The 16,364-nt window shown below is 64.1% G+C and carries 13 protein-coding genes; 11 read left to right on the forward strand and 2 right to left on the reverse strand.

What is annotated here, in order from left to right; genetic code table 11:
- Positions 1 to 143: 143 nt before the first annotated feature.
- Positions 144 to 2,024 (forward strand): GAF domain-containing protein, encoded by a 1,881-nt coding sequence (locus tag BMI89_RS14915; protein WP_078571589.1) that lies wholly within the window; start codon positions 144 to 146, stop codon positions 2,022 to 2,024.
- Positions 2,025 to 2,032: 8 nt separating this feature from the next.
- Positions 2,033 to 2,419 (forward strand): response regulator, encoded by a 387-nt coding sequence (locus tag BMI89_RS14920; RefSeq protein ID WP_134330188.1) that lies wholly within the window; start codon positions 2,033 to 2,035, stop codon positions 2,417 to 2,419.
- Between the two features lie 40 nt (positions 2,420 to 2,459).
- Here BMI89_RS14920 and BMI89_RS14925 read toward each other — a convergent pair whose 3' ends face one another.
- A complete protein-coding gene (locus BMI89_RS14925; protein ID WP_246832044.1) occupies positions 2,460 to 2,984 on the reverse strand; it encodes a hypothetical protein in 525 nt (174 codons plus the stop codon).
- A complete protein-coding gene (locus BMI89_RS21110; protein ID WP_246831651.1) occupies positions 2,977 to 3,690 on the reverse strand; it encodes a response regulator transcription factor in 714 nt (237 codons plus the stop codon). The genes BMI89_RS14925 and BMI89_RS21110 overlap by 8 nt, the downstream gene beginning before the upstream one ends.
- 682 nt (positions 3,691 to 4,372) lie before the next feature.
- Between BMI89_RS21110 and BMI89_RS21235 the strand changes: the two genes are divergently transcribed.
- From BMI89_RS21235 to BMI89_RS14975, 9 genes are all read left to right on the forward strand, one after another.
- Entirely contained in the window at positions 4,373 to 5,809 is a 1,437-nt protein-coding gene (locus BMI89_RS21235; RefSeq protein WP_078571592.1) for a hypothetical protein, read from the forward strand.
- Between the two features lie 174 nt (positions 5,810 to 5,983).
- Entirely contained in the window at positions 5,984 to 8,278 is a 2,295-nt protein-coding gene (locus BMI89_RS14940) for a hypothetical protein (RefSeq protein ID WP_078571594.1), read from the forward strand.
- A 36-nt stretch (positions 8,279 to 8,314) separates the two neighbouring features.
- Positions 8,315 to 10,396, forward strand: coding sequence for a type I secretion system permease/ATPase (locus tag BMI89_RS14945; RefSeq protein WP_093476900.1), 2,082 nt, complete (start codon positions 8,315 to 8,317; stop codon positions 10,394 to 10,396).
- The gene (locus BMI89_RS14950) at positions 10,393 to 11,745 is read left to right on the forward strand and encodes an HlyD family type I secretion periplasmic adaptor subunit (RefSeq protein WP_078571596.1); all 1,353 of its coding nucleotides are present in this window, start codon (positions 10,393 to 10,395) and stop codon (positions 11,743 to 11,745) included. Before BMI89_RS14945 ends, BMI89_RS14950 begins: the two co-directional genes overlap by 4 nt.
- A gap of 244 nt (positions 11,746 to 11,989) precedes the next feature.
- Positions 11,990 to 12,277 carry a FeoA domain-containing protein gene (locus BMI89_RS14955; protein ID WP_078571597.1) on the forward strand — a complete coding sequence of 96 codons (288 nt, stop codon included), beginning with the start codon at positions 11,990 to 11,992 and terminating at the stop codon, positions 12,275 to 12,277.
- On the forward strand, positions 12,274 to 14,181 hold the full coding sequence (locus tag BMI89_RS14960; RefSeq protein WP_078571599.1) for a ferrous iron transporter B: 1,908 nt from the start codon (positions 12,274 to 12,276) through the stop codon (positions 14,179 to 14,181). Before BMI89_RS14955 ends, BMI89_RS14960 begins: the two co-directional genes overlap by 4 nt.
- A gap of 118 nt (positions 14,182 to 14,299) precedes the next feature.
- Positions 14,300 to 14,947 (forward strand): HupE/UreJ family protein, encoded by a 648-nt coding sequence (locus BMI89_RS14965; protein WP_078571601.1) that lies wholly within the window; start codon positions 14,300 to 14,302, stop codon positions 14,945 to 14,947.
- A complete protein-coding gene (locus tag BMI89_RS14970; protein WP_078571602.1) occupies positions 14,937 to 15,737 on the forward strand; it encodes a hypothetical protein in 801 nt (266 codons plus the stop codon). The genes BMI89_RS14965 and BMI89_RS14970 overlap by 11 nt, the downstream gene beginning before the upstream one ends.
- Positions 15,734 to 16,324: a DUF1007 family protein gene (locus tag BMI89_RS14975; RefSeq protein WP_078571604.1), complete on the forward strand. Its 591-nt coding sequence runs from the start codon at positions 15,734 to 15,736 to the stop codon at positions 16,322 to 16,324. Before BMI89_RS14970 ends, BMI89_RS14975 begins: the two co-directional genes overlap by 4 nt.
- Positions 16,325 to 16,364 lie beyond the last annotated feature (40 nt).

The raw sequence follows: 16,364 nt of genomic DNA on the forward strand, positions 1-16,364 counted from the left end.
TGCGATTCGTCGACACCGCAACCGCATCACGAAAAACGCAGAAGAAAATCGTGTTTGGCGGAAATCGTGATCGCAACCGTGTCATATGACACTGGGCGAAATGGGTTTCTTCGGGGCATAGGTGGAATTATGAGAGCCTGCGCATGAATACCTCTATGCCCCCTCCGCTGACCGGTGAAGAACGGTCCAGACTCGCCGATCCGGCGCGCCTTCGGGCGTTGCGCGAAACCGGCCTTTTGGAGAGTGCGCCTGCGGAAATCTTCGAGCGCGCGACACGGCTCGCCACCCGTGTGACCGGAGTGCCTGTCTCGTTGGTTTCCATGGTCGATGAGAACCGACAGGTATTCGTGGCGCAAACCGGGCTGGACGCCCCTGCCCCCTCGGAGACGCCGCTCAGCCATTCCTTCTGCCGCTATGTCGTCGAATCCGATGCGCCGCTGAACGTGCCCGATGCGCGCGAGGACACGGTGCTGCGCGACAATGGTGCGGTGCGCGATGTGGGCGTGACCGCCTATCTCGGGGTGCCGTTGCGCACGATCGACGGGCAGCCGCTGGGTGCGTTCTGCCTGATCGACCGCGAGGCAAGACAGTGGACCGAGGAAGAATACGAGGCGCTGTCCGACATCGCCGCCGGGGTCGAGGCGGAAATCCGTCTTCGGCGCCAGATCAACGTCGCCCATCGTGAGGAAAACCGGTTCCGCGCCGTTCTCGACCAGATGCCGATCGGCGTCGGTGTGGCCGAGCTGGGCACCGGTCGGCTTCTCGATCTGAATGCCACCGCGATCGAGATGTTCGGCATGCAGGACGGCGACGTGACCAAGCAGCTCGCCTTCGACGCTTACACACCAGAAGGGCGCAAGCTCAGCCTGAGCGAGTTTCCGATCGTGCGCGCGGCGCGCAACGAAGAGACGATCAGCCATATGGAATTGCGCTGCGTGCGCCACGACGGGCCGGAACGCAATCTGCTGGTCTCGGCGCAGCGGGTCGAAAGCGAACCGCCCGTGGCCGTGGCGACCGCGCTCGACATTTCCGATCTGAACGCGGCGCGCGAACATGCGGCCGAAGTCGACCGGCGGCTCGCGCATTTTCACGAGATCACCTTCGACGCGATTGTCGAACTCGATAGCGAAGACAAAATCCGATTCGCCAATTCGGTCATGCGCGCCCGCATCCGCGACGCGGTCGGAGCCGAGGCGGAAGCACAGGCGGTCGGGCGGTCGCTTTGGGAGACCGCGCCCCATCTGATCGGAAGCAATTTCGAAAAAGCTCTGGAAGAGGCCCGCCGCACAGGTGTCCCGACGGTCACCGATCAGGACGGGCGAGACGGCCGCATTCTGGAGGCACGCCTTTACCCCGAGCATGGCGCGATCATCGCCTATCTCCGCGACGTGACCGAGGAGCGGCAGATCGCGAAAGCGCGCGACACGCTGACGCGAGAGCTCAACCACCGGGTCAAGAACGCCTTCGCGATGATGTCGGGGCTGGTCGGTATGACCGCGCGCCATGCGAAGACGCCGGAGGAAATGGCGCGGGGCCTGCGCGAGCGGATCGGCGCGCTTGCCCGCGCCCATGAGCTGATCAATCCGACCGCCACGCCCGAGCGCGATTTCCGCGGCATGGTCGAACTGCGCGAATTGTTGCTCGGCGTTCTTTCGCCCTACACCAATCTCGACGATCCGCGCCTGATCCTCGACGGTCCCGATATCGCGCTGAACCATGCGGGGTCGACGAACCTCGCGCTGGTGATCCACGAACTTGCGACTAACGCTGTGAAATACGGGGCGCTTTCGCATGATGCGGGGCTTCTGGAACTGACCTGGCGCAACACGTCCGGGCAGCTCGAACTCGACTGGCGAGAAAGCGGCTATCCCGAAGAACTGGTGCCGCCGAGCAACAGCGGCTTCGGATCCAAGCTTATCGACCTGACCATTCAGGGCCAATTGCGGGGAACCTATGGAACCGAATGGGTTCCCGACGGGTTCCAAGCTCGCATGACCGTGCCAATGGACCTGATAAAAGGGTAGTGTAGCCCATGTTACAGAGCAGTATGACTTGCCTCGAGGGCAGCAATGTCCTCGTGGTCGAAGACGAATTATTCATTGCCTACGACATCGCCTTCTCGGTCGAGGAGGCGGGCGGTCAGGTTGCCGGGCCCTTCGCGACCTTGGCACGCGCGCGTGCCGCGTTGTCCGACGGCTCGATGAACGTCGATGGCGCGATCCTCGACATGAACCTGCTCGACGGATCGGCGGAAGCCCTGATCGTTGAGCTGTGGAAACGCGAAGTGCCCTTGGTGGTGAACACGGCCGAGCCGCTGCCGCTCGCCTTCCAGTCGATCATGCCGGAAATTCCCGTCTTCTCGAAGCCGACGAACCCGTGGGAACTGGCCGAAGCGCTGGGACGCCAGATGCGCAACTGAGCTTCGGCGTGGCGTATCTTCTGCCGCCACCCTGCCCGCTTTACAGCGGCATTCCATAGTCCTTGGCGATCGCCCAGATCTCCGCATTGATCGCCTGCATTTCGGCAAGCGCGGCTTCCAGATCGGCAAGCGTCGCGCTGTCCAGAACGCTTTCTTCTCCAATCCTCAGACTGGTCTTGCGATCCGCGATCCGCATCTGGATTGCGCGCACCGGCCCGCCGCCCTCGTCGAAGGCGTAGAGGCAATGGTTGAAGTGATTACGCAGCCCCGAGACCTTCTTCATCCGCGCGGACACCGCCAGCACCCGTTCGCAGGCCTTCGGCGCACAGGGGCAGTCGTCACGCTTGGCCAACCGATCCACCAGATCGAGCCGCGCCCGCGTCGTGTTCAGCGTCAAATGGATGATCGTCGCGACGCCCTTGTCGGTCCCGGCGAGCCCCGCGATCAGATGGATCAGAAGGCTCTCCGTATTGGTCCACGCGTAGTTGATACGCCCGATCTGCATCAGGAACTGATCGAAATCCGGCGGGCGCATCTCCGTCGGCGTGGGCGGGTCCTTAGGCACTTCGGTTTCGGTGATACCAGATCGCCGCCTCGGTGCGATTGGTGACGCCGAGCTTCCCGATGATGCGGTGGATATGCAGCTTCACCGTATGCTCGGACAGGTTGAGCTGCCCCGCGATGATCTTGTTCGGCTGCCCCGAGGCGAGCATCTCGAGCACCTCGGTTTCGCGCGGCGTCAGCCCCGATACGTCGATCGCATGCGACGCGTTGGCTGCAGCCGATCCGTTCAGCGCCGAGATCGGTGGATCTGCCGGACGGCAGCGCAGAAGCGCGGGCGGGATATAGTGCCCCCCCGAGACGATCATCCGCAGGATCAAGAGCCACGTCGTCAGATTGACGTTCATCGGCAGCAGACTGATGTGATGAGACAGAATGGCAGCGCTATGGCGCGTCATCAGATCTTGCGCATAAGCCTCGTCTTCGATCGCGACGATCAGCTTCACGCGCGACAGAAGCGGCTCACGTCGTTCGGCCAGCGCGACGAGACCATCAGCGTGGTCCTCATCGACGATAAGGGAACACAGCGCACCGTGATCCTCGATCCAACCGTCGGACCGCAACGCCTCGAGCAACGTTTCGAAATCATCCAGACGCAGACAAGTCGCCGGTGCCACCTCGGCATCGACGGTTCTCAATACGGTATCGGAAAAAATCTGCGACGCGCCCAGAAAACAGATCGCAGCATCCTGTTTGCGGCAAGACGGCATTACACGTTTCCCCGCGGGTTCACTCTTATACAACGCATTCATGGCGGCCCCCTCCTCCTACCCTGAACTCAATATGCGGACGGTTAACCCCACGTCATACCGCCCGCATCAACCATATCACGGACCAGTGAGTTCAGCGTTACCCGAAGTGTTTACCCGATGGTAAGGATTCTCTTACGTAGCGTAATCTTACTCGAATCGGCGGGCGAGTGGTGGGATTTCTGCGCTGCGGCACTTGTTGGCGCGTGCCAGTAGTAGGCTTCAACAGATTCGCCACTAGACTTTGTTCTGGTTTCTGCGTTTGCAACGGCTGTGTAAAAATTCCCGCGACCCTCCGGGATTCCGCAGCCCTCTGCGCGCGGAATTTTAGAAAATGGATGCGTTTCAGTCGGTTAGCGAGATGACCCGACCGGCTAGACCCATTTGCTAGCTAGGTCCTCAGGATCACGGGGCGCAGGATGTTGGTGTCGCAGCTGGGGGCTGTGACTCGTCTGTTTCCACACTCCGCCCGGAAAGGGTGACCCACCTGCGAATCGCTCGATTCGGGGATCGGGATCGGGGTGCCGAGCGGTTGGGGAAGCGGACATTCACCGGGGCGAAAGCCCTTAATCACGAAGGTCCGACCATATCCGTTTTAGACAGAGTGACGGATCCCGGACCGATCAACTGGGAGTGAATATCAATGTCTGGAAAGAAAAATCACCACGCCGATCCGTCCATGCAGGTGCAGGGGCAGGGTCAGTTCGAAGCGCAGGGCCAGGGCCAGGCGCAGGCTGAAATGCAGGGTCAGGGCCAGGGCCAGTATCAGCACTCGACCACCGAGAACAGCAGCGACTCCGGCTCGATGTCGGGTTCGGGCGCTGGCAGCCTTGCGGGTTCGGGCGCTATGTCGGGTGCCGGTGCCGGTGCGCTTGCGGGCTCCGGCTCGAACAGCGATTCCGGCTCGCATAGCGGTTCGCATGCAGGGGCTGGCGCTCATAGCTCCAGCGACAACACGAACATGAACGGCAACGGCAACCTCAACGCCAATGCGAACCTCAATGCGAACCTGACCGCTGTCGATGTTCAAGTCGGTCTGAACCTCGACGGCTATGAGCCGTCTGATGACGACTTTGCCGATTTCGATCTGAGCGGCTCGTCGAAGATCGGCGATGTTCTGATGGCCGATGGCAACATGAACTACGCCTATGATCCCGGCGATGACATGAACTTTACCGACGTGCTCAACGGCGCTGGTAACGACAACATGCTCATCAACGCGCAGTCGAACAGCCTGAACGACAACGACACGCTGAGCAATCCGAGCGTTTCCAACCACTCGAGTTTCGCGGTCGACGCTACGATCAAGGACAATTCGGCAGAGGCGGATGACGGGATCGACGCGGCCTCCGAAGGCGGCAACGGTGCCGAAGATGTCGGCTCGACCGGTGGCGCTGCACTTGCCGGTGGCGGTATCGCCCTGTCGGGCGGCGGCGTGTCGATCGCGGCCTCGGACACCGAGGGTGAAGGCGATGACGGCGGTGACGGCGGCGCAGGCCTCGGTCTCGGCGTCGGGCTGGGTGTGGGCGCCTCGGGTGCCGCAGCGCAAGACGGCGGCGCCGGTGCGATCGCTGGCGGCGGCGACACGGGAAGCCTGGACATCCTTCCGATCGTTTCGCCGGAACTGGCGACGGGCGGCGATGCCGGTGCGATGGAGTTCGGCGGCGCGACCGCAGGCTCGATGGGCGTCGGCCATGGTATGGGCCTCGGCGCCGGTGAAGGCGGCAACGGCGGTGCTGGCGGCGACGGCTACGGCTGGTCCTCGACCGGTTCGCAAGCCTCGGGCGGCGGTTCCTGGGCGACGGGCGGCTATGCTGGCGGTGGTAACGGCGGTGGCGACGTCACCGCAGGCGGCGGCGGCAATGGCGGCAGCCTCGGCAACTGGGGTTCGGGCAATGGCGATGATGGTATCGTCACCGGCCAGTCCTACGCCGATGCGAGCGCGGCCATCGACACCACCGCGTTCAACCAGTCGATCGTGATGGGTGCCAACATCCTCGGCAACGCCGTGGATACCACCGTGGTCGGTGGCTCGCTGTCCTCGACCTATATCGGCGACGACGACACCACCGGGGCATAAGCTCCTGCGCGGCGCGCCTCCCTGGAGGCGCGCCGCATCTCGTTCCCGGCGTTTCACATCGCATCACGCCCGGACCTGACCTCGGCGGCATTCGCCCGCCCGATGCGATGAACCGACAGTCTGACGACCCGCATCCAAGCGCGGGTCTCCAGCGTCATGAAGGGGGGAAGTAAGATGCTTGACCGGCAGACCGAAATCATCGCCCATTTCATCGGTGCCTTCAATCAGACGACCGAGACCTATGTCGCCCGACAGGAATACGACGCTTTCCGCGCGCTGCAGGCCTCCACGCCTGCACCGGGGGTTCTGCTCTCCGTCACTGTCAACGTCGACTCGAATTACCTGCTCGGAGATTTCGATCCGTCGCTGCAGCTGAGACTGCCACTGGCGCCGCCGCCCGGCGCGCCCTGGCTGCCCTTCGTCGACGATTACCAGTTGCGCGACATCGCACCGCCCGGCTTGCCGCCCGGCCAGTTCGCGATCCCGCCCTATGATTTTCCGCCAGTTCCGGTGCCGTTTCAGGTGTTTCTCGGAATGGCCCCGCCCTCCTCGGTGCTCCACATCACCTCGCAGATCAACACGCTGAACGATCATGACGTGCTCTACGACAAGCCCTTCATGATGCCGGCGGAGCTGATGGACGAATATGGCCCGGAGGCCTCCGCATCGAAGCTGATGGCGCTGGCCGATTATGCCGATGCGCTGACGGTGAGCACCGCGCCTGTGGGCACGACCATCGAAGCGCAGACAGAGACGCTGATGGCCCAGATCGACGCGCTCGATCCCGAGGCCGTGCCCGGCGGCGCAACGGCTGCGATGTTCCGCAGCGAGACGATCTTCGCCGCGCCCACCGACACCGATGTCGAAGACGAAGCAGGAGCGGGCGCTTCCGATCCTGACACGATGACCGAGCTGGAAAACGAAAGCCTCGAAGGCGGTGAAGCGGAAGCCTCCTCCCCCCTTCCGCCCGCCTTCTCCGGCCAAGTGGTGTTCGACGGACAGCTCATGGACGAGATGCCCGAGACGCTGACGCTGCGGCTGGAAGCGCGCGATCCGTCTGAGGACGAGGACGCACCGTTTGGCGAAGGTGTGGTCGAGGTCGAGATCGACGGGATCGGCAGCGAGGACGGGGCCGCCGGGCTGGTCCAAAGCCCCGACATGCCCGTTGATCCGGCTGGCTTGGCGCTGGAAATCGTGCAGAGCCTGAGCACCGGCAACAACCTTCTGCTGAACCAGTCGCAGGCGGTGCATGACTGGCTCGATGCGCCGGTCATCGCAGTGGGCGGGTCGATGACCTCGCTCTCGGTGATCTCGCAGGTCAACGTGCTGCGCGACGTGGATATGAAGCTCGGACTGGGCCATCACGGCACCGGGAACAGCGCTGGCGGGAACGGCCTCGGGAACGCGGAGGGCTATGATCCGCTCGCCTCGCAGGCTCACAACGTCGCGGTCTACACCCAAGAGGCCAATCCCGCGAACTTCCTCAATCTCGTCATGCCGGCTGGCAGCAGCCTGATCGCGATGACGGCAATTCGCGGCGACCTGATCATCGATAACCATACGACGCAGGTGAACGCGGTCTCCGACGGGGATCTGGTGAGCTTCGAATTCGGCTCCTATGCCGCCGAGATCGTGATGGGCGACAACTCGACCGTCAATTTGCAGCTGTTGCTGGAAATCGGTTCGCAGTTCGATCTGATCATGATCGGCGGCAACATGTACGAGATCGCGCAGCTCGAGCAGATCAACGTGCTGCTCGACGACGATCTGGTGATGAGCGGATCTGGCGGCGTCGGGCATGGCGGCGCGGGCCATGTGTCGAGCGAGGATAACCTGCTGTGGAACGAGGCGCATCTGACCAAGGTGGGCATCGACCAGTACATGGAGATGGACGCGCAATATCAGAGCGTCCTCGATCAGCTTGCCAAGATTTACGGCGGCCTCGGTCCGAACGCGGGCGAAGACCATTCGATGCCTCCGGGCGCGGCCTTCGACGCGGTCGAAGGGCTTCTGGGCGATGAGCTTCTCGGCGGCCAGATGGCGCTGCGGGTGCTCTATATCGAGGGCGACCTCATCATCCGGGACAACTTCACCCAGATCAACATTCTCGATGACGCCGACCTGATTTCGATCGACGGGCCGGGCGAGTTCGGCGTCGAGGCTGGCGGCAACACGCTTGGCAATGTCGCGTCGCTGACCGTCGCGGGTGTCGACAGCACGATCATGGCCGCCGATGGCGTCTATTCCGACGCGGTGATCTGGCAGGCGGGCATGATGGATGACGGCAGCGGTGATCCTCTGGGTCCGACGAGTTCCAGCGAAGGGGCGCTCGCCTCGGAGGCGGTCGCCTTCCTCGCGGACGGGATGATCGAGAACACGCCGAATTACGACGATGAGGAATTCCAGGTGCATCCGGGCTCCCACGGGGGAAGCGGGTCGCTCGATGCATTGCACACGGTTCTGGCCTGACGGGGGCGCGGAACTACACATACTAGGGGAACTTCGATGAAAGACAGGACTGACGACGCCGCCGGGGGGCAGGCGCACCGCCAAGATGGTCATGACGCGATGGCTCAGAACGAGGACCGGCCAGAGGTCGATCCGACAGACAAACGGCAGGCGGAAGCCACCACGGGAGACGGTCCCGAGGCGGAGACGCAAGCCGAAGAGACCGGCGCGGAGGGGACTGTCGAAACAGTCGCCGCCCGGACGGAGGGTGGTGCTGACACCCAAAAGGAGGCGGGTCGTGTCCCCGCGCAAAATGCCTCCGGCTCCCCACCGGCGCCACCCTCCACTCCAACCTTTCACAAGCGCCTCGGTCCGGTGGATTTCACCCGCACGCTGCATGACATGAAGAAGCGCCTGCGCGCGAACATTGCCTTCGTCGCTCTGATGACCTGCGCCACGAACATCCTTATCCTCGCGGTGCCGATCTACCTGTTCCAGATTTCCGACCGGGTCTTCACCTCGCGCTCGACCGATACGCTCGTGATGCTGACCATCGTGATCGTCGGGGCGATCGTGGTGCAGACGCTGCTCGACGCAGTGCGACGGCTGGTGCTGATGCGCTCGGCGGTGGATGTGGCTGCCCGTCTGGGCGCGCCGGTTCTATCGGCGGCGGCGCAAGCCTCGCTGCATTCCAACGGGCGCGAATATCAGGTTCTGGGCGATCTCAACGCGCTGCGGAGCTTCCTCGTATCTGGCACGCTGCTGTCCTTTCTTGACGTGCCCTTCACACCGATTTTCGTGCTCGCGGTCTTCCTGATCCACCCGCATCTCGGCACGATCGTGGTCATCACCGCGCTGATCCTGATGGTCTTCGCCTGGATCAACCAGAAGATCACCTCGGAGGGCTTCCGCCGCGCCAATATCGCGCAGACCAAGGCGAACCTTCACCTCGAGTCGATGTCGCGCAACAGCCAGATCATCAACGCGATGGCGATGATCCCCGAGGCCGTGTCGATCTGGGGCCGCGATACCGCCGCTTCGCTGCGCGCACAGACCGAGGCGCAGGACCGCAACGTCTTCACCGCCTCCGCCTCGCGGATGTTCCGCCTGTTCACCCAGATCGGGATGCTCGGCTGGGGTGCCTATCTCGCGCTCGACGGGCAGATCACCGGTGGCATGGTGATCGCCGCCTCGATCGTGGCGGGCCGCGCGCTCGCGCCGATCGAGGGTGCGATCGAGGGCTGGAACTCGTTCCTGCTGGCACGCGGCGCCTATGACCGGGTCGGCCAGCTTCTGGCCTCGGCCAAGACCCGTAACGACAAGCTGCGCCTGCCCAAGGTCGAGGGGCGGCTCGATATCGAGCGTCTCCTCTATGTTCCGCAGGGCACCAAACATGTCGTGCTGAACGCGCTGACCTTCTCGCTCGCGCCGGGCGATCAACTGGCGATCATCGGCAATTCGGGCGCGGGCAAGACGACGCTCGGCAAGATGCTGGTGGGATCGGTTCTGCCGACCTCGGGGGCTGTGCGGCTGGACCTGATGGACATCCGCAACTGGGACCCGCGGCAATTCGGGGAATGCATCGGCTATCTGCCGCAGGACGTGCAGCTCTTCCCGGGCACGATCAAGCAGAACATCGCCCGGATGCGCGAGGATGCGAGCGACGCCGCGATCCACCGCGCCGCAGCGCTCGCCGATGTGCATGAGATGATCGCCTCGCTGCCGCAGGGCTATGAGACGGTCGTGGCCTCGGATGGCTCGCCGCTCTCGGGCGGACAGAAACAGCGGATCGGTCTGGCGCGTGCCTTCTTCGGCGATCCGAAATTCGTGGTGCTGGACGAGCCGAACTCGAACCTCGACACCCAAGGCGATGCGGCTCTCGTGCGCGCGCTCGGCCATGCGAAGGCGAACGGGATCACGGTGGTCGTGGTCACGCAAAAACCCTCGCTGCTCAGCGCGGTCGACAAGATCATGCTGCTCAATGACGGCAATATAGCGATGTTCGGCTGGCGCGATCAGATGCTGGCGGAACTGGAGCGGCGCAAGCAGGCCAAGACTCAACAGGTCCAGCAACAGCGCGCAGCGGCCCAACCCGCCACCACCGCCGCCAACGCACCCATGCAAGGAGCGCCGGCATGACACTCCTTCTGACCAACCCGATCCAATCTGCCGAAACCCGCGACTGGTCGACCGAGGTCCCGCGCAACATCAAGACGCTCGTCATCGTCGGCCTTACGATCTTCGCGATGGCCTTCGGGGGCTTCGGCGTCTGGGCCTTCAGTGCGCCGCTCGCGGCGGCCGTGATGGCGCCGGGCTCGTTCGTGGCCACGGGCCGCAACAAGATGATCCAGCACCTCGAAGGCGGGATCATCAAGGAGATCAACGTCTCCGAGGGCGATTTCGTCACGGCGGGACAACCGCTCCTGCGCCTCGACGAGACCTCGGCTCTGGCCAATGAACGCGCGCTATTTCTGCGTCGTGCGCGACTGACATCGATGGAGGCCCGGATTCAGGCCGAATATGACGGCTGGCGCGAATTGGTCTTCCCGGAATGGCTTCAAGAGGCCCGGCGCGATGCGGAGATCGCCGCGATGATGGACTCGCAGCGCCTCGCCTTCGAGGTGACACGGGCGAAAGTGCAGAGCGAGCTGGACCTTCTAGCCCGCAACATCGCCGCCATGGAAAGCCGCGCGGAAGGCTATCGCGCGCAGTTGACCGCCACGGAGGCCCAGCGCGACCTGCTGGCCCAGGACCATGAGAGCAAGGCGAAACTCTACGAGAGCGGCCTGATCCGGCGGACCGAACTGAACGCCCTGCTGCGCGCTCTGGCCGATGCGGAGGGGCAAATCGGACGCCTCAAGGCGGAGATCGGCGAGAGCGAGGAGATGCGCGCGAAATATCAGGCGCAGACCACGCAGACGATCGAAACCCACAAGCAGGCCGCGCTCGACGAGCTGGAGACCGTGCAGGCGGAGTTGGATTCCGTGCGCGAACAAGAACGCAAGGCCACCTCCATCCTGAAGCGCGTCGTGATCGACAGCCCCGTTTCCGGCACCGTGGTGCGTCTGAACTATTCCGGCGCGGGCGGCGTGATCGAGGCGGGCAAGGTGATAGCCGAGATCCTGCCCTCGGAAGCGCCGCTGATCATCGAGACGATGATCGCACGCACCGATATCGACGCGATCAAGGTCGGACAGGAGGCCTCGGTGCGGCTTTCGGCGCTCAACCAGCGCACGACGCCGATCCTGATCGGGGAGGTCTATTACATCTCCGCCGACGCGATCGTGGAGCGCTCGGGAGAGCATCCGCGCGAGGTCTATATCGCGCGCATCCGCCTGCCCGCCTCGGAGTTGCGCCGGGTGCCGGGCTTCGCGCCGATGCCCGGGATGCCGGTCGAAGTGATGATCCAGACCGCGTCGCGGACCTTCGCCCAATACATCGCGAAACCGGTGGTGGATTCGATGAACCGCGCTTTCCGCGAGCATTGAGGGGTCGATCCGGCGGAAAACCGGCCTGAAGGCGTCGCCCCGGAGGGGGCGACGCCTTTCCATGTGAAAACAATCTTTTCAGTCACTTATCCTACAATTTAGAGTCCTTCTAAATTCCTGACTAAAATAATCGATCACGAAGGCGGGAAAATACCAGACTTCATTTGTCAGAGATCAATTTCCAGACTATCTCCAATCTGTAGGAAGCGAAGACCAACTCGCGACCCATCACGGAGGTGCCCTCATGAAGGCCAGCCCTATCGAGAACGAAACCTGCAAATGCGCGCTGCCGCTTGGCCAGTGCCGTCGTGGGTTCCGGGGCACTCTGGTTTCCGTCTGCCCGCTTGCCGGGAAAGACGGCTATGACGCGGACGAGTTGGAACTGCGCCTGCTGGAGCTTGGCTTCATCGAGGGCGCTTCGGTCCACATCCTTCACGAAGGTCCGTTCGGGCGCGATCCGATTGCGGTGCGCGTGAACGACACCACCGTCGCTCTGCGGCGTGCCGAGGCGATCGCCATCCTCGCGGAATGACGTCGGCACCTGCCATAAACCAGCCCAAAGCAGCCCAGACCGACCCCGACGCCCAGCCGATCGAGGCGGCGCTTGTCGGTGCGCCCAATTGCGGCAAGACGGCGCTGTTCAACGCGATGACCGGCGCGACGCAGAAGGTCGGCAATTATTCCGGCGTGACCGTGGAGCGCAAAGTCGGCGTGGCCACCACGCCTGCGGGGCGCAAGTTCGCACTGATCGACCTGCCGGGCACGCACAGCCTGCGCGCCCGCTCCCCCGATGAGGAAGTCACCCGCGACGTGCTGCTGGGCCAGCGCCCGGGCGAGCGTGTCCCCGACATGATCCTCGCGGTAGGCGATGCGACCAACCTACGCGGCGCGCTGCGTCTGGTCTCGGAACTGAAGAAGATCGGCCTGCCGATCGTGATGATCCTCAACATGATCGATATCGCGCGCCATCGCGGCTTGCAGATCGACCATGTCGCGCTGAGCGAAGAGCTGGGCATCCCGGTGATCCCGGCCACTGCCGTTCGCCGTGGCGGGCTGGACGAGCTGTGGTCCGCAGTGGACCCGATGCTGGAAGCCGGCCTCGACGACCCGCAGCCCTCAAGCTGGGCCGTGCCCAGCACCCATGACATGCGGGTCTCGATGCGCGAGGCGGAACGGCTGGTGAAGACCCATGTGATCCAGCCGCCAGAGCCGGACACGGTCTCTGCCAAAATCGACCGCGTCGTGCTGCACCCGATCGCCGGGCCGATCATCCTGCTCGCGATCCTCTTCGTGATGTTTCAGGCAGTCTTCTCCTGGGCCGCGCCGTTCATGGATGCGATCGACTGGGCGTTTACCTCCGTTGGCGCGGCGGTGACGCAGCTGCTGCCGGACGGGCTGATCCAGAGCTTCATCGCGGACGGGCTGATCGCGGGCATCGGCTCGGTCATCATCTTCCTGCCGCAGATCCTGTTCACCTTCCTTTTCATCCTGCTTCTGGAAGATTTCGGCTACATGGCGCGAGCCGCCTTCCTGATGGACCGGATCATGGGCCGCGCGGGGCTGAACGGGCGCGCCTTCATCCCGCTTCTATCTAGCTTCGCCTGCGCGATCCCCGGCATCATGGCGGCGCGGGTGATCGACAATAAACGCGACCGGCTGACGACAATCCTCGTGGCACCGCTGATGACCTGCTCGGCGCGCATTCCCGTCTATACGCTGATCATCGCGGCCTTCATCCCGAACACGAAAGTCCTCGGCGGGCTGAGCCTGCAGGGGCTGGTGATGTTCGGCCTCTATGCGGCGGGCGTCTTCTCGGTCCTCGCGGTGGCTTTCGTAGCGCGCTATCTCTTTGCCCGCGAAGAGCGGTCGGCACCGCTGATGCTCGACCTGCCCGACTACAAAACGCCGATCCTGCGCAATATCGCGCTAGGGCTTTACCAGCGTGCGCGGGTCTTCCTGCGCCGCGCGGGCACGGTGATCTTCTGGGCGATGGTCGTGATCTGGTTCCTGTCGACCTTCCCGATGGCCCCAGAAGGCGCGACGGAGCCCGCGATCAACTACTCCTTCGCCGCGATTATCGGCCATTTCGTCGCCCCGATCCTGCATCCGCTGGGCTTCGACTGGCATATCGCGGTGGCGCTGGTGCCAGGTATGGCCGCGCGCGAGGTCGCCGTGGCCGGGCTTGCGACGGTCTATGCGGTAGGCGGCGAGAACGGGCTGATCCACACGCTTTCGGATCAGTGGAGCCTCGGCACCGCGCTGGCGCTGCTGGCCTGGTATATCTTCGCGCCGCAATGCATCTCCACGCTGGCGGTGATCCGGCGCGAGGCAGGCTCGGCGAAATGGATGTGGGTCGCCGTGGTCTACATGTTCGCGCTGGCCTATCTCGCGGCCTTCGCGACCTATCAGATCTCCGCCCTGCTCGGCGCGGGCTGAGCGCGCGCACCCGGCCCCTTCAATCGATGGTGAGGCGCGGTGAGCCATTTGCCGCCTTGAGTTTCGCGTCCCGATCCGGAAGATGCCGCCCAACAATCACGGGACAGAGAACCATCGCATGATCTATCGCCGCTTTGCCGCCCTCGCGGGCCTCGTCGCCCTGATACTGCCGCAGGTGGCCGCCGCCCATATCACCGCGACTGGCTCGGGCGGGTTTACCGCGGGGTTCGAGCATCCGCTCTCGGGATATGACCATTTCCTCGCGATGTTCGCCGTGGGTCTTTGGGGCGCGCAGATGGGCGGGCGGCAGGTTTGGCAATTGCCGGTGACTTTCCCGCTGATCATGGTCGTGGGCGGCGTGATCGGTATTCTCGGCCTTCCGCTGCCGGGGATCGAGATCGGGATCGCGCTGTCGATCGTGGTGCTGGGCCTCGCCATCGCCGCCGGGTGGAAACCCTACGAATGGGTCGCGCTGGCGATCATCTCGGTCTTCGCGCTCTATCACGGCTATGCGCATGGGGCGGAACTGCCGCTGGCCGCCGACCCGGCCGATTTTGCGATCGGCTTCGTGTTGGCGACCGGGATGATCCACGTGATCGGCGTCGGCGTCGGCCTCATCCTCGAGCCGATCCGGGGCGGCCAGCTTTCGCGCGGGCTGGGCGCGATCATCGCGGTGGTGGGGCTCGGCTTCCTTGCGCTGGCGCTGGGTTACCTGCAATCTCAGCTTGGGTTCCTGCAAGGTGGGCTAAGCCTCTTTGGCCATTGACGTATCGCATAACCGTTCCGGCCTCGGCTGGCTGCGTCACCTCTGGGTGCTGGCCGGGCTGACCGCCCTGATCGTGCTGGCGGTCATCCCGCCTGCGGACCGCGGCGAGACCGGGGCTTGGCTGATCCGCGATGCGGTCGCGCTCGAGCGGCTGTTCCCGCTGTTTGGCTTCGGGATCGCGCTGGCCTTGGTCGGGCGGCGCGCGGCACTAATCGCGGCGCTCCTTTGGGCGGTCGGGATCGCGCTCGGCTTCACCTTCCGCATCGAGCTGATGGCCGCCTTGCAACAACTCCCCGGCGCGATCACACATCACTTCCTGACCATGCCGATCTCGGCAATCGCCATTGGCGCGACGCTCGCGCTGGGGCGGTGGTCGCGGCCCGCGCTGATCGTGCCTGCGGGCTCTGTTCTGGGGGTGATGTATGCGCTCTCGGTGAAGCTGTCCGATCCGAGCTATGGCGGCAAACCGTGGGTCTTCCTGGCTGGGGTTGGGCTGGGCGTCTGGCTGATCGGTGCGGTCTATCTGGTGCTGCGCAGCTGGCAGGCGCGCTGGTTCGAGATCGCGGGCCGGATCGTCGGCAGCTGGCTGGTCGCGATCGGGCTCCTTTATGGCGGGGTCGCGCTGATGGGCGGCAAGCTGAAGCCGAAGAATGCCGATCCCTCGACCGCGGCCTCCGAGAACGCGCCCGCCGCAGATGCCGCCGTGCCCGAGGCCGATGCTTTCCCGAGCTTTGGCGCGCCACCGCCCGCCGCCCCGCCCGGCAGCAAGAAGCCGGATTTCCAGCCATGATCCGTCCTGCCGCTTTCGCCCTCGCCGCCCTGATCGGACTCGCGCCGGGATTGGCCGCAGCGCACCCGGAAGACGAAGTCCTGATCCGCCTTCTCGTCGGCATGGAGAGCGGCAAAGTCACCCATATCGGCGAAAGCTGGACCTTCGATCCGACCGTTTCCGACTGGCTGATCCAGACCTTCGACAAGAATGGCGACGGGGCTTTCACCGGAGACGAGCTTGCCCCGCTGCAAGACGCGGCGAAACAGAATTCGGAAGGCTCGTTCTTCTACACCCGCTTCTGGAAAGGGGCCGAGCAACTGCCCGACCCGCAGATCTACGGTTTTCAGGCGACGGTGAAGGATGGGGCCGTCACGATGGCCTTCGCGCTCGCCCTGCCCCAAGCCGAGAACCCGAACGATCTGCGCATCGAGATGTATGATCCGGAGAACCTGACCGGTCTGGTGCCGGTGAAATCCAACCCGGTGGTGATCCGGGGCTTGGCCGACGGCGCGACCTGCGTGCCGAACGTGTCGGTCAATCAACCGGATGTGCATGGCGGGCCGGACAATATCCCGATCGCGCTGACGCTGGCTTGTAAGGGGTGACGCCCGCACGCGCTCGCGTGCAAAACTGAAGTCGGGAGGG

Source organism: Thioclava sp. F36-7 (assembly GCF_002020075.1).
GTDB classification, from domain to species: domain Bacteria; phylum Pseudomonadota; class Alphaproteobacteria; order Rhodobacterales; family Rhodobacteraceae; genus Thioclava; species Thioclava sediminum.

Excerpts from the sequence above, each read along its gene's own strand:
- BMI89_RS14915 (WP_078571589.1), top strand. The coding sequence starts at position 144 with ATGAATACCTCTATGCCCCCTCCGCTGACCGGTGAAGAACGGTCCAGA.
- BMI89_RS14920 (WP_134330188.1), top strand. The coding sequence starts at position 2,033 with ATGTTACAGAGCAGTATGACTTGCCTCGAGGGCAGCAATGTCCTCGTG.
- BMI89_RS21110 (WP_246831651.1), bottom strand. The coding sequence starts at position 3,690 with ATGCCGTCTTGCCGCAAACAGGATGCTGCGATCTGTTTTCTGGGCGCG.
- BMI89_RS21235 (WP_078571592.1), top strand. The coding sequence starts at position 4,373 with ATGTCTGGAAAGAAAAATCACCACGCCGATCCGTCCATGCAGGTGCAG.
- BMI89_RS14940 (WP_078571594.1), top strand. The coding sequence starts at position 5,984 with ATGCTTGACCGGCAGACCGAAATCATCGCCCATTTCATCGGTGCCTTC.
- BMI89_RS14945 (WP_093476900.1), top strand. The coding sequence starts at position 8,315 with ATGAAAGACAGGACTGACGACGCCGCCGGGGGGCAGGCGCACCGCCAA.
- BMI89_RS14950 (WP_078571596.1), top strand. The coding sequence starts at position 10,393 with ATGACACTCCTTCTGACCAACCCGATCCAATCTGCCGAAACCCGCGAC.
- BMI89_RS14955 (WP_078571597.1), top strand. The coding sequence starts at position 11,990 with ATGAAGGCCAGCCCTATCGAGAACGAAACCTGCAAATGCGCGCTGCCG.
- BMI89_RS14960 (WP_078571599.1), top strand. The coding sequence starts at position 12,274 with ATGACGTCGGCACCTGCCATAAACCAGCCCAAAGCAGCCCAGACCGAC.
- BMI89_RS14965 (WP_078571601.1), top strand. The coding sequence starts at position 14,300 with ATGATCTATCGCCGCTTTGCCGCCCTCGCGGGCCTCGTCGCCCTGATA.
- BMI89_RS14975 (WP_078571604.1), top strand. The coding sequence starts at position 15,734 with ATGATCCGTCCTGCCGCTTTCGCCCTCGCCGCCCTGATCGGACTCGCG.